This window comes from Nocardia amikacinitolerans (assembly GCF_900215415.1).
In the GTDB taxonomy this organism is placed as follows: domain Bacteria; phylum Actinomycetota; class Actinomycetes; order Mycobacteriales; family Mycobacteriaceae; genus Nocardia; species Nocardia amikacinitolerans.
This window is the reverse complement of sequence record NZ_OBEG01000003.1, coordinates 328,040-340,376: the sequence shown is the minus strand read 5'-3', so window position 1 is coordinate 340,376 and position 12,337 is coordinate 328,040. Positions and strand designations below refer to the sequence as shown.

The window sequence follows — 12,337 nt, the reverse complement described above, 5'->3', positions numbered from 1 at the left end:
TCGTTCTTCGAGGGCTCGCGCTGATTCTTCGGCGGTCGACGCCACGAGAACGCGAAAAGCGGGTCAGGGTGACATACCCTGACCCGCTCGGCTTTGTCTGGATCGGCTCTCGGCGGTCAGGCCTGAACCGGCTCCGGGACGACGATGTTGACGGTCTTGCGGCCACGCTTGCTGCCGAACTCGACCGCGCCCGCCGCGAGGGCGAACAGGGTGTCGTCACCACCGCGACCGACGTTCACGCCGGGGTGGAAGTGGGTGCCACGCTGACGCACCAGGATCTCGCCTGCCTTGACGGTCTGGCCGCCGAAGCGCTTGACGCCGAGTCGCTGGGCGTTGGAATCGCGTCCGTTCCGGGAGCTGGACGCGCCCTTCTTGTGTGCCATAGCTGAGTCTCCTCGGGATGTCTTACTTGATGCCGGTGACCTTCAGGACCGTCAGCGGCTGACGGTGACCCTGGCGCTTGTGGTAGCCGGTCTTGTTCTTGAACTTGTGGATGCGGATCTTGGGGCCCTTGGTCTGCTCGACCAGCTCCGCGGTCACCGAGCGCTTGGCCAGCTTGGCCGCGTCGGTGGTCAGTTCGGCGCCGTCCACCACGAGGACGGGCGAGAGCTCGACGGCGGAACCCGGCGCACCCTCGATCTTTTCGACCTTCACCAGGTCACCGACCGCGACCTTGTACTGCTTTCCGCCGGTCTTGACGATCGCGTACGTTGCCATCGGTCGGCTTCCTCCACTCGATGTCTTTTCGTGCTTCACTCACGCCACAAGTCGCGACGTGAATTGTCTTGGCTGGTTGCTGCACGGGGCGCATACCTCGCTGCGTCAGCAGCTTCGGGCGCATCGCCAGGCAGCGACTGTCCAAGGCTACCAGACCCCCGGTCTCCGACCCAATTCGGTGGTCGGCAGCCTCCCGGCAACCCCGGCACGCGCGGTTTCCACCGAGCGGACCGGCACCGGAACGGATTCGGCCGGTCGCCCCTCTCGGGTCCGACCGGCCGAATCGCCACGATCTTCTCAGTTCGGCGAGTCGACCGGCGGGCCCGCGGGACGGCCGACGGCCCTGCGCCTCGGACGTGCGCGCTGCGGCAGCTCGACCGGTGCCGGTTCCGAGTAGTCGACGGCGGGCGCGGTGTCCTGATCGCCGCTCGACAGCACGAATACCGCTCCGGCACTGTCGGCCGCCGGCGCGGCCGCCGAACGCGCCACGCGGCGACGACGGCCGGTCTGCCGTGGCTCCGGTTCACCGTTGGCAACCGAACGATCCGCGGCGGCGACAGCGGCTTCCGCGACCGCGGGCTGCTTCCGCACCGGCTCGGCCGCGGCGGGCACCTCGGCCTCGGTCACCGGAGCCGGACCGGTCTCGACCGGCACCGCGACGACGGGCTCGGCCTCCCGCTCCTCGACCTCGACGACCGGCTCCTCCACCGCCTCGAACTCGACGACCGGCTCGGCCTCGGCGGCTTCCTCGGTCACCGTTTCGGCCTCGGCGGCCTCCTCGACCAGCGCCTCCTGCGCGGCGGCCACGGCATCGGCCACATTCGCCGCCACCGCGTCGGCATCGGTCGCGACGACCTCCACCTCGGCGACCTCGGCCTCGTCCGGCTCGGCGTCCGTCGCGCTGTGCGCGGCCATGGCAAGCGCCACCGGATGCGCCCGCTTGACGGCGGCTTCTTCGACCGACTCGCTCGGCTGCGGCGTCCCGTTGGTGGCGGCCGCGGCAGCCGCGCCCTTGTCCCTGCCACGTCGGCGGCGCGAACCGCCCTCGCGGCGGGTCGAGGTCTCCTCGGCGGCCGCCAGCTCGACCGGGTAGCTGTGCACCAGGATGCCGCGTCCGTGGCAGTGCTCGCAGGTGGTCGAGAACGCCTCGACCAGACCGGTGCCCAGCTTCTTGCGGGTCATCTGGACCAGGCCGAGCGAGGTCACCTCGGAGACCTGGTGCCTGGTGCGGTCCCGGCCGAGCGCCTCGGTCAGGCGGCGCAGCACCAGATCGCGGTTGGACTCGAGCACCATGTCGATGAAGTCGACGACGATCATGCCGCCGATGTCGCGCAGCCGCATCTGGCGCACGATCTCCTCGGCCGCCTCCAGGTTGTTCCTGGTGACGGTCTCCTCCAGGTTGCTGTTGCCCGAACCGGTGAACTTGCCGGTGTTCACGTCGATGACGGTCATGGCCTCGGTGCGGTCGATCACCAGGGTGCCGCCGGAGGGCAGCCACACCTTGCGATCCAGCGCCTTGGCCAGCTGCTCGTCGATGCGGAAGGTCTCGAACACGTCCACGCCGTTGTTCTCGTGCCGGGAGACCCGCGCGAGCAGGTCAGGCGCGACGGTGCGGATGTAGTTCTCGACCGTGCTCCACGCCCGGTCGCCCTCGATGACCAGTCGCGAGAAGTCCTCGTTGAACAGGTCGCGGATGACCTTGACAAGGAGATCGGGCTCCTCGTACAGGGTCTTCGGCGCGCCGCCGTCCTTCTTGGCCTGCTCCTCGATGGAACGCCACGTGGTCTGCAACCGCTCCACGTCGCGAGCCAGCTCGGCCTCGCTGACACCCTCGGAGGCGGTGCGGATGATCACGCCGGCGTCGGCGGGCACGATGTCGCGCAGGATCTCCTTGAGCCGCTTGCGCTCGGTGTCGGGCAGCTTGCGGCTGATGCCGGTGGAGGTGCCGCCGGGCACGTAGACAAGGAAGCGACCGGCGAGGCTGATCTGAGTCGTCAACCGGGCGCCCTTGTGGCCGACCGGGTCCTTGGAGACCTGGACGAGCACCTGATCGCCAGGCTTGAGCGCCTGTTCGATCTTGCGCTCCTTGCCGCCGAGCCCGGCGGCCTCCCAGTTCACCTCGCCCGCGTACAGCACGCCGTTGCGACCACGGCCGATGTCGACGAACGCCGCCTCCATGCTGGGCAGCACGTTCTGCACCTTGCCGAGGTACACGTTGCCGACCATGGACGCCTGGCCGGTGTTGGTGACGAAGTGCTCGACGAGGATGTTGTCCTCGAGCACCGCGACTTGAGTTGCGGTGGGGTGCTCGGAGAACGACTTCTCGCGCACCACCATCACCCGGTCGACCGCCTCGCGGCGGGCCAGGAACTCCGACTCGGTCAGGATCGGCGGGCGACGGCGACCGGCTTCGCGACCGTCGCGGCGACGCTGACGCTTCGCCTCGAGACGAGTCGAGCCGGTGATGCCCTGCACCTCGTCCGAGACGGCGCGGCTGCGGCTCTTGTTGCGCGGCTCGCGCTCGTGCACGACCGTGTTCGGCGGGTCGTCGTCGGCGGGCTCGGCGTCGCCGCCCTCACCGCCGACCTTCCTGCGGCGACGGCGACGGCGACGGCGGCTCGCGCCCTCAGGCACCGACTCGTCGGACTCGGTGTCGGTGTCGCCCTCGTCGGTCGGCTCGGCGGATTCCGCGCCCTCGGCGGTCTCGACGCCCTCGTCCTCGGTGTCGGACTCGGCCTGCTCGCCCTCGTCACCCTCGAGGTCGGAGTCGGCGTGCTGCTCGCCGCGGCCGCGGCCACGACCGCGCCTGCCCCTGCGCCTGCGACGCGGCTGCCCGTCGGCCTCGCCCTGGTGCTCGGCGGTGTCCTGCTCGTCCTCGGTGGTGTCGGGTTCTTCCTCGACCACCTCGGGGGCCGCGGACTCCTCGGTGCGCTTGGACTCGCGTTCGGCACGACGCCGCTTGCGCATCTCCTCGGCGGCCGCCGCGTCGGGCGACAGGAAAAGCGGCGCGGCGACGGACGGCGCCTCGAAGACCGGCGGCGGCGGCGCGACGTGCGGCTCGCCCTGCACGGCGTGGGTGAACAGCTGGGTGGGCTGCGCCGGCGTGTCTGCCCCGGTCGGTAAGCCGGTGTGTAGCGGTTCCGGTGCGGAGAAGAGCAACCCGCTCGGCTGCCCGGCCTGCTCCGGCTCGGCCGCGTCGGCTTCCCCGGCCGCCGGAGCCGGGGGTGCGGGTTCCGCGGCGGGCGTCGTCGTCGCGGGCTCGGTGGCGACGAGTGCGTCGCGTACCGATTCCGCGACCGCCCGGTCGACATTGGATTGCGCGCTGCGCGCGTCGGCGCCCAGCTCGGTGAGTTTGGCCAGGATGCGCTTGCTCGTCACTCCCAGCCGCTTGGCAAGCGCGTGAACTCGGATTCGCTCCGGCAATTGATCGGCATCCTGTGATGTTGTTTCCAGCGGCTCTTGATCGGCCACGAAGTCTCCTCGGGCCCCCGGGCGCGTCCCTCCCGGTACGGAGTGACGCGGCCAACGCGGGGGCGCTGTCCGTACACCTCACGCCGTCGACGCGAGGTCCTGTGGTCTCGCCCCGCGTGCCCGGTTGTCACCTGGTTCTTCGTCTTCGGGCTAACTGGTCACGCGGCGCCTGGCTGTTGGCTGAACTCCACGGAAACGAGCGCTCATCCAGCGTGCCGACGCGAACTCCCACACCCTCAGCAACCGGGCGCGGCTGTCCGTGGCAGCGATGATCGGCATCGAACCGCGGTGTCATCCGGTCGCCACCGTCACCCACGATTCGCGTACCTGCGCGAACTGCCGGTGTCGTTGACGACCACTGCCAGTATCCCACACCGCGCGCCGGTGGTTCGCCATCGGCGCGTGACCTGCCCGATGCTCCGGGTTTGCCACCTCGCCGCGACCGGGCGCGACAAGGGCCGATGCGGTGCTCGAGCGGGGCTCGCCGCGCCGACGTGACGACGGCGCGGCGAGTACGCGGGGGGGAACTCAGGCGGGGAACTCGGGGAACCAGAGTCCGATCTCGCGCTTGGCCGACTCCGGGGAGTCCGAGCCGTGCACGAGGTTGTACTGGGTCTCCAGGCCGAAGTCGCCGCGGATGCTGCCAGGCGCGGCCTTCTCGACGGGGTCGGTACCGCCCGCGATCTGCCGGAACGCGGCGATGGCGCGCGGGCCTTCCAGGACTGCGGCCACGACCGGGCCGGAGGTGATGAACTCGATCAAGGAGCCGAAGAACGGCTTCTCGGCGTGCTCGGCGTAGTGCTCCTTGCCCAGTTCCTCGGACACCTGCTTCAGCTCGAGGGCCGCGATCTTCAGGCCCTTGCGCTCGATACGGGCCAGCACCTCGCCGACCAGGCCACGGGCCACGCCGTCCGGCTTGATGAGTACCAACGTCTGCTCAGTCACGGCGCACAGCCTAATTGACCCTGCCGAACGGAGTCCGCCCAGAGCCCGCGCACGACCGGAGCGAAGGCGGAGGTACGCGTCATCGACCTTCGCGCCACTCACCGAGCCAGCGTTCAGCCGAGGTGCTCCCAGCCGCGTTCGGTGCGCGTCAGCTCGACGAAACCGCAGTCCAGCAGCAGTGCAGCGCCTCGTCGTCAGGGTCGCGATAGTCGAGGACGCGGTCGATCCCGCCGAGTCGCGACCAGGAACCGGCCTGGCCGAAGAGCCACCGGACGACCTCCGGCTCCCCTTCCGTCCGGCACACGTCGGCCCAGCCGCCGAGCCGCGAAGTTCGCGGCCACGAACCATTCCAGGACTCCGGCGTCGCGGTAGTCGTCGGAAACCTCCCGACCCGCTCCGTAGCGCAGCAGGTGCGCGGCGGCGACCACCGCCCCGGCTTGTTCGGCGACCAGCGTGACGCGTTCGATCACCCACGGATCGATGATCACTTCGGCCGGACGCCGTTCCAGCTGGCTCAACACGGTGTTGACGGAAACGGGTACGCCGGGGATCACGGCCGCGATGTGGGCGTTGACGAGCCGGGTCAGCTGGTCGCGATCGTCGCGGCGGAAAGAACGGATGACGAATTCGGGCATGGCGAATCTCCGGTGTTCGGTCGAGAGCACTCGACGAGGGGGATCCGCCAGGGGGACGGTACGGCGAGAACTATAGCAGCGCAGCCGTTTACCGGTTCATCCGCTGACTCGGCAGCAGTCCGTGCTCCATGCGGCGCTTGACGTCGGCGCGCAGGATCAGGATGAACGCCCAGACGGCCACGAACAGCAGACCGATGACGCCGATCGAGATGTGGATGAAGCCGCCGAGGATCACCAGCACCTGGAGGCCGAGGTTGAACGCCAGCGCCCACGGGCGACGCTGCAAGCCCGCGCCCAAGATCATCAGCAGCGCCAGGATCACCAGGTAGCTGCCGGAGAACCAGCTGATCCCGCCGCCGACGTCGGCGACGACCGGCAGCGCCAGCAGCACCACGATGGACTCGAGGACCAGCGTGCCCGCCATGACGCCGCGCAGACCCTTCCACGGATCGGGCGCGGACGGTTGTGCGGGAGCGGTCGCGTCCTTGTCCCGCTCGCTTGGCTCACTCATGCCGGGTCCTTTCCGAACAGCGCGCGGGCCGCGCCCGCCGTGACCACCGAGCCGGTGACGATGACGCCCGCCCCCGAAACGGCCTCGCCGGGGTCGCCGACCTCTTCGGCGATGGCGATGGCGGACTCCAGCGCGTCGGGCAGCGTGTCGGCGGTGACCACGCGTTCGTCGCCGAACCGCTGCACGGCCAGATTCGCCAGGCTGTCGACGTCCATGGCGCGCGGCGAGCCGTTGGTGGTGACAACGATCTCGTCGAACACCGGCTCCAGCGCCTCCAGAATCCCCGCGGCGTCCTTGTCGCCGAGCACCGCGACCACGCCGACCAGCTTGCGGAAGTCGAATTCCTCGCCGAGGGTCGCGGCCAGCGCCCGCGCGCCCGCCGGGTTGTGCGCGGCGTCGATGAAGATGGTCGGCGCGCTGCGCATCCGTTCTAGGCGGCCGGGGCTGGTGACCGACGCGAAACCGGCGCGCACCGCATCGATGTCGAGCTGACGCTCGGCGCCCGCGCCGAAGAACGCCTCTACCGCCGCCAGCGCCAGCACCGCGTTGCGGGCCTGGTGCGCGCCGTGCAGCGGCAGGAAGATCTCGTCGTAGACCCCGCCGAGGCCCTGGAGCTCGAGCTGCTGGCCGCCGACGGCGACGCGGCGCGCGAGTACCTGGAACTCGGAGCCTTCGCGGGCCACCGCGGCGTCCACCTCGACGGCCCTGCGCAGCAGGACGTCCATCGCCTCGGGTTCCTGCTGCGCGATCACCGCGACGGTGTCGCGCGGCACCAGGCTCTCCGGCGCGCGTTTGATGATTCCGGCCTTCTCCCCTGCGATCGAGGCGAGGTCGGGGCCGAGATAGTCGACGTGGTCCAGCCCGATCGGGGTGATCACCGCGACCTGACCGTCGATCACGTTGGTGGCGTCCCAGGTGCCGCCCATGCCGGTCTCCACGACCGCCACGTCGACAGGGGCCTCGGCGAACGCCGCGTAGGCCATGCCGGTGAGCACCTCGAACTTGCTCATCGCCGGACCGCCCGCCGTGGCCGACTGCGCGTCGATCATCTCGATGTAGGGCTGGATCTCCCGGTAGGTCTCGACGTACTTGGCCGGACTGATCGGCGCGTTGTCGATGCTGATCCGCTCGGTGGCCAGCTGCAGGTGCGGGCTGGTGATGCGGCCCGTGCGCCGGTGCAGCGCGGTGAGCAGCGCGTCGATCATCCGGGTGACCGATGTCTTGCCGTTGGTGCCCGCGACGTGGATCGCCGGATAGCTTTGCTGCGGGGAACCGAGCAGATCCATCAGCGTCGCGATGCGGGTCAGCGAGGGCTCGATCTTGGTCTCCGGCCAGCGCTGGTCGAGTTCGGCCTCGACCAGCGCCATCTCGGCGAGCTCCACCGGCGACGGGCCGGACGCGAGCCGGGCGCCTCCGTCGTCGTCGCGGTACTGCCGCTCCGGCTCCTCGTTCACTTGACCGCCAATTCCGCCAGGCGCGCCCCGATGCGCGCCACCTCGGCGGCGGCGACATCGCGACGGTTCTTGATCTTGGCGACCACCGGTTCTGGCGCCTTGGCCAGGAACGCCTCGTTGCCGAGCTTGGCCTCGGTGCCCGCCAGTTCCTTCTCCGCGGCGGCCAGATCCTTCTCCAGGCGGCGGCGTTCGGCGTCCAGGTCGACCGCGCCGGAGGTGTCCAGCTCGACGGTCACCGTCGCGCCGCTCAGCCGCACCTCGACCGAGGCGGTGGCGGCGAACTCGGCGCCGGGCGCGGTGAGCCTGGCGAGGTTGGCGACCGACGGCTCCAGCGCCGTCAGGTCGGCCTGCTCCAGACCGATCAGCTTGGCCGCGACCTTCTGCTTGTCGGCGAGGCCCTGGTCGCTGCGGAACCGGCGGATCTCGGTGATCAACCGCTGAGCGTCCGAAACACGCTGCGCCGCAACGGTATCGGTGGCGTTGCCACTGGCCTGCGGCCACGCGGCGATCACCACGGACTCACCGCCGGTGAGCGCCTGCCACAGCGACTCGGTGACGAACGGGATCACCGGATGCAGCAGGCGAAGCACCGAATCCAGCACGTTGCCGAGCACGGTCCTCGTCGCGGCCGCCCGCTCCTCGTCGTCGGAGAACTGCACCTTGGCCAGTTCCAGATACCAGTCGCACAGCTCGTCCCATGCGAAGTGGTAGAGCGCCTCGCACGCCTTGCCGAACTCGTAGGCGTCGAAAGCCGAATCCACTTCCGCCAGAACCTGATCCAGGCGATCGAGGATCCACCGGTCGGCGTCGGTGAGTGCCGCGCGGTCGGGCAGTTCGCCGGGCTCGGCGCCGTTCATCAGCGCGAACTTGGTGGCGTTGAACAGCTTGGTGACGAAGCTGCGCGAGGCCAGCGCGTGCGGCTCGCCGACGGACAGGTCGCCGCCGGGCTGCGCGCCGCGGGCCAGGGTGAAGCGCAGCGCGTCCGCGCCGTAGGCCTTGATCCAGTCCAGCGGGTCGATGCCGTTGCCGCGCGACTTCGACATCTTCTTGCCGAACTGGTCGCGGATCAGGCCGTGCAGGAAGACGTCCTTGAACGGCACCTGCACCGCGCCGGACTTGCCCGCGAGGATGGCCGGGTCCTCGGAGACGAACATGCCGAACATCATCATTCTGGCGACCCAGAAGAAGAGGATGTCGTAGCCGGTGACCAGCACGCTGGTCGGATAGAACTTCTCCAGCTCCGGCGTGGCCTCCGGCCAGCCCATCGTGGAGAACGGCCACAGACCCGACGAGAACCAGGTGTCGAGCACGTCCGGGTCCTGCACCCAGCCCTCGGGGGCGGTCTCGTCCGGGCCGACGCAGATCACTTCGCCCTCGGGGCCGTACCAGATCGGAATGCGGTGGCCCCACCACAGCTGGCGCGAGATGGTCCAGTCGTGCATGTTGTCGACCCACTCGAACCAGCGCGGTTCCTGGCTGGCCGGGTGGATGACGGTGTCGCCGTTGCGGACCGCGTCACCGGCGGCCTTGGCCAGCGACTCCACCTTGACCCACCACTGCATGGACAGCCGCGGCTCGATGGGCTCGCCGGTGCGCTCGGAGTGGCCGACGCTGTGCACGTACGGACGCTTCTCCGCGACGACGCGGCCCTCCGCGGCGAGCCGCTCGCGGACCTTGACGCGGGCCTCGAAGCGGTCCATGCCGTCGAATTCGGTTCCGGTGTTCGCGATGCGGCCGCGCTCGTCCATGATCGTCGGCATCGGCAGGTTGTGCCGCAGACCGATCTCGAAGTCGTTCGGGTCGTGCGCGGGGGTGATCTTCACGGCGCCGGAGCCGAACTCGGGGTCGACGTAGTCGTCGGCCACGATCGGGATCTGGCGGCCGGTGATCGGGTGCTCCAGGGTGGTGCCGATCAGCGCCTGGTAGCGCGGGTCGTCCGGGTGAACGGCCACCGCGGTGTCACCGAGCATCGTCTCCACCCGGGTGGTCGCCACGATGACGTGCGGTTCGTCGTCGTTCAGCGAGCCGTAGCGCAGCGAGACGAGCTCGCCCGCGACTTCCTCGTGCTTGACCTCGATGTCGGAGATGGCGGTGCGCAGCTCGGGCGACCAGTTCACCAGTCGCTCGGCGCGGTAGATGAGCCCGGCGTCGTAGAGGCGCTTGAAGATGGTCTGCACGGCCCGCGACAGGCCCTCGTCCATGGTGAAGCGGTCGCGGCTCCAGTCGACGCCGTCGCCGAGGGCGCGCATCTGCCACTGGATGGCGCCGCCGGACTCGCGCTTCCAGTCCCAGACCTTCTCGACGAACAGTTCGCGGCCGAAGTCTTCCTTGGTCTTGCCGTCGACGGCGAGCTGCTTCTCCACCACGGTCTGGGTGGCGATGCCCGCGTGGTCCATGCCGGGCAGCCACAGCACCTCGTAACCCTGCATGCGCTTGCGGCGGGCGAGGGTGTCCATCAGCGTGTGGTCGAGGGCGTGGCCCATGTGCAGGGTGCCGGTCACGTTCGGCGGCGGCAGCACGATCGAGTACGCGGGCTTGCCGCTCGCGGTGTCGGCCTGAAAATACCCAGCGGCTACCCAGCGCTCGTACGTCTCGGCCTCCACGACGCTGGGGTCCCAGCTCTTGGGGAGGGCATCGGCACGATTACGCGAGTTGTCAGGGGCTGCGCTGGTCACTCCGTGATTCTAGGGGTTGGCTCGACATGGCCTCGCCGCCTCCCCGCGCCCGCGCTCCCGGTGCGGACTCGGGTGCGGAAAAGAAAGGAGGCGGAGCCTTCGGTGGATGAGGGACACCGAACACTCCGCCTACGCTTCACAGCTTACCGGCGATCCGCGAAACGGCCCCGAATCCTCGAGCAATTCTCAGCTTCCGCCGACACCGCAGGGAGGATTCGGCCACGGGGCCGTTTCAGTGCACCGGAGCGGGGACCGCGGACTCCTCCTCGATCAGGTCACCGTTGATCGCGATGGCGGCCGCCGAGCCCGCGCCCGCTGCGGAAATCACCTGGGCACCCGGGTCGGCGACGTTGCCCGCCGCCCACACCCCGGCCACGCTGGTCCGTCCGCGCGCGTCGGTGACCACAAAGCCGTCCGGACCGGTCGCGCAGCCGAGCGCGGTCAGCACGTCGTCGTTCGGCACGAAGGTGGGCGCGACGAACATCGCACCGCGCGGCACGGCCCGCCCGTCGACCATCTCCACGCCGCGCAGTCGACCGTTCTCGATGACCAGCCGCGCGACCTCGCCGGGCACGACCCGCACGCCGCGGGCGGCGAGCCGGGCCAGATCGTGCTCGGACAACTCCATCGCGTGCGGAAAGAACGTCACGTCGGCCGACCACTGCGGCAGCAGCAGCGCGAGGTGCACAGCCCTCGCCACCGCACCCGGCTCTGTTCCGCCGAGCACGCCGAGCGGTTGATCGCGCACCTCGTAGCCGTGGCAGTACGGGCAGTGCAGCACGTCCGCGCCCCAGCGCTCGCGCACGCCGGGCAGGTCGGGCAGCACATCACGCAAGCCGGTGGCGACCAGCACCCGTCGCGTCGTCAACCGCCCGCCGCCCGCCAGGTGGAGCGTGAATTCGCCCGTGCTCTCGTTCTTTTCGGCGCCGATCACCGCGTCATCGAGCAACTCGCCGCCGTATCCCGCGACTTCCGCCGCGCCGATCGTCAGCAGCTCGCCGGGCGGGAGCCCGTCCCGCGACAGGAAACCGTGCATGTGCGTGGCGGGGGCGTTGCGCGGCGCACCACCCCTGACCACCGCGACCCGCCGCCGCGCCCTGCTCAACACCAGCGCCGCCGACAATCCCGCCGCGCCGCCGCCGACGACGACCACGTCGTGGATCGCCTTGTTCTGCTCTCTCATTCGCGATCACCTCCGAACCTCAGGCTGCCGAGGACGGCCCGGTATCGGCAACATTATTTGCCGTTTCCGGGAAATGAGCGTGCACTGGGGACATGGACCAACCGGGCATCACCCAGGCGCTGGCCGAGATCGGCCCCCGGCTGAAGGCGTTGCGCACCCACCGCGACATCACCCTGACCGCGCTCTCGGCGACGACCGGTATCTCCAAGAGCACGCTCTCGCGGCTGGAATCCGGGCAGCGCAAGGCCAGCCTGGAATTGCTGCTGCCGATCGCGCTGGCCTTGCAGGTGCCGCTCGACGAACTGGTGGCGGCCCCCAAGATCGCGGACCCCCGTGTGCACACCACGCCGCGACAGGTCAACGGGTACACCGTCCTTCCGCTCACCGCGCGGCCCGGCCCGCTCCATGCGTTCAAGATGATCCTGCCGCCCGAGCGCAAGGACCCCGATCCCCGCGTGCACGAGGGTTACGAGTGGCTCTACGTGCTGTCCGGCAGGCTGCGGCTGATCCTCGGCGAACACGATCTGATCATGGGTCCCGGCGAGACCGCGGAATTCGATACCCGGCAACCGCATTGGTTCGGCAGCACCGGGCGCGGGCCGGTGGAGATCCTGAGCCTGTTCGGCAGTCAGGGCGAGCGGATGCACGTGCGCGCCAGGCCGCGTCGCGCGGCGGTGACCGATCGGTAGCTCCGCGAGATACCGGCCGGTCGCGACGAATCATTCCTTCGATCGCGCGATCTCAGG

Annotated in this window: 10 protein-coding genes; 1 reads left to right on the top strand and 9 read right to left on the bottom strand. The window is 69.9% G+C overall.

Annotation, left to right across the window (positions count from 1 at the left end):
* Positions 1 to 116 precede the first annotated feature (116 nt).
* The 9 genes from rpmA to CRP45_RS15785 all read right to left on the bottom strand — a co-directional run bounded on the left by rpmA (position 117) and on the right by CRP45_RS15785 (position 11,591).
* The gene (gene rpmA, locus CRP45_RS15825; RefSeq protein WP_067478569.1) at positions 117 to 383 is read right to left on the bottom strand and encodes a 50S ribosomal protein L27; all 267 of its coding nucleotides are present in this window, start codon (positions 381 to 383) and stop codon (positions 117 to 119) included.
* A gap of 22 nt (positions 384 to 405) precedes the next feature.
* Positions 406 to 717 (bottom strand): 50S ribosomal protein L21, encoded by a 312-nt coding sequence (rplU, locus tag CRP45_RS15820; protein ID WP_067787416.1) that lies wholly within the window; start codon positions 715 to 717, stop codon positions 406 to 408.
* A 297-nt stretch (positions 718 to 1,014) separates the two neighbouring features.
* Positions 1,015 to 4,188 carry a translation initiation factor IF-2 N-terminal domain-containing protein gene (locus tag CRP45_RS15815; RefSeq protein ID WP_097245709.1) on the bottom strand — a complete coding sequence of 1,058 codons (3,174 nt, stop codon included), beginning with the start codon at positions 4,186 to 4,188 and terminating at the stop codon, positions 1,015 to 1,017.
* Between the two features lie 528 nt (positions 4,189 to 4,716).
* Positions 4,717 to 5,133, bottom strand: coding sequence for a nucleoside-diphosphate kinase (gene ndk / locus CRP45_RS15810; protein WP_067787420.1), 417 nt, complete (start codon positions 5,131 to 5,133; stop codon positions 4,717 to 4,719).
* A gap of 194 nt (positions 5,134 to 5,327) precedes the next feature.
* Positions 5,328 to 5,768 (bottom strand): hypothetical protein, encoded by a 441-nt coding sequence (locus tag CRP45_RS34265; RefSeq protein WP_218841151.1) that lies wholly within the window; start codon positions 5,766 to 5,768, stop codon positions 5,328 to 5,330.
* 88 nt (positions 5,769 to 5,856) lie between these two features.
* Positions 5,857 to 6,279, bottom strand: coding sequence for a DUF4233 domain-containing protein (locus CRP45_RS15800; RefSeq protein WP_097245708.1), 423 nt, complete (start codon positions 6,277 to 6,279; stop codon positions 5,857 to 5,859).
* Positions 6,276 to 7,733 carry a bifunctional tetrahydrofolate synthase/dihydrofolate synthase gene (gene folC, locus CRP45_RS15795; protein WP_425436937.1) on the bottom strand — a complete coding sequence of 486 codons (1,458 nt, stop codon included), beginning with the start codon at positions 7,731 to 7,733 and terminating at the stop codon, positions 6,276 to 6,278. The genes CRP45_RS15800 and folC overlap by 4 nt, the downstream gene beginning before the upstream one ends.
* Positions 7,730 to 10,408, bottom strand: coding sequence for a valine--tRNA ligase (locus CRP45_RS15790; RefSeq protein WP_097245707.1), 2,679 nt, complete (start codon positions 10,406 to 10,408; stop codon positions 7,730 to 7,732). The genes folC and CRP45_RS15790 overlap by 4 nt, the downstream gene beginning before the upstream one ends.
* Positions 10,409 to 10,640: 232 nt before the next feature.
* The gene (locus CRP45_RS15785) at positions 10,641 to 11,591 is read right to left on the bottom strand and encodes an NAD(P)/FAD-dependent oxidoreductase (protein ID WP_097245706.1); all 951 of its coding nucleotides are present in this window, start codon (positions 11,589 to 11,591) and stop codon (positions 10,641 to 10,643) included.
* A 92-nt stretch (positions 11,592 to 11,683) separates the two neighbouring features.
* On the opposite strand from CRP45_RS15785, the gene CRP45_RS15780 reads away from it, so the two are divergent.
* Entirely contained in the window at positions 11,684 to 12,280 is a 597-nt protein-coding gene (locus CRP45_RS15780; RefSeq protein WP_097245705.1) for a helix-turn-helix domain-containing protein, read from the top strand.
* Positions 12,281 to 12,337: the final 57 nt, after the last annotated feature.

Coding starts and splice junctions, on each gene's coding strand:
- CRP45_RS15785 (WP_097245706.1), bottom strand. CDS start 11,591: ATGAGAGAGCAGAACAAGGCGATCCACGACGTGGTCGTCGTCGGCGGC.
- rpmA (WP_067478569.1), bottom strand. CDS start 383: ATGGCACACAAGAAGGGCGCGTCCAGCTCCCGGAACGGACGCGATTCC.
- CRP45_RS15800 (WP_097245708.1), bottom strand. CDS start 6,279: ATGAGTGAGCCAAGCGAGCGGGACAAGGACGCGACCGCTCCCGCACAA.
- rplU (WP_067787416.1), bottom strand. CDS start 717: ATGGCAACGTACGCGATCGTCAAGACCGGCGGAAAGCAGTACAAGGTC.
- CRP45_RS34265 (WP_218841151.1), bottom strand. CDS start 5,768: ATGCCCGAATTCGTCATCCGTTCTTTCCGCCGCGACGATCGCGACCAG.
- CRP45_RS15780 (WP_097245705.1), top strand. CDS start 11,684: ATGGACCAACCGGGCATCACCCAGGCGCTGGCCGAGATCGGCCCCCGG.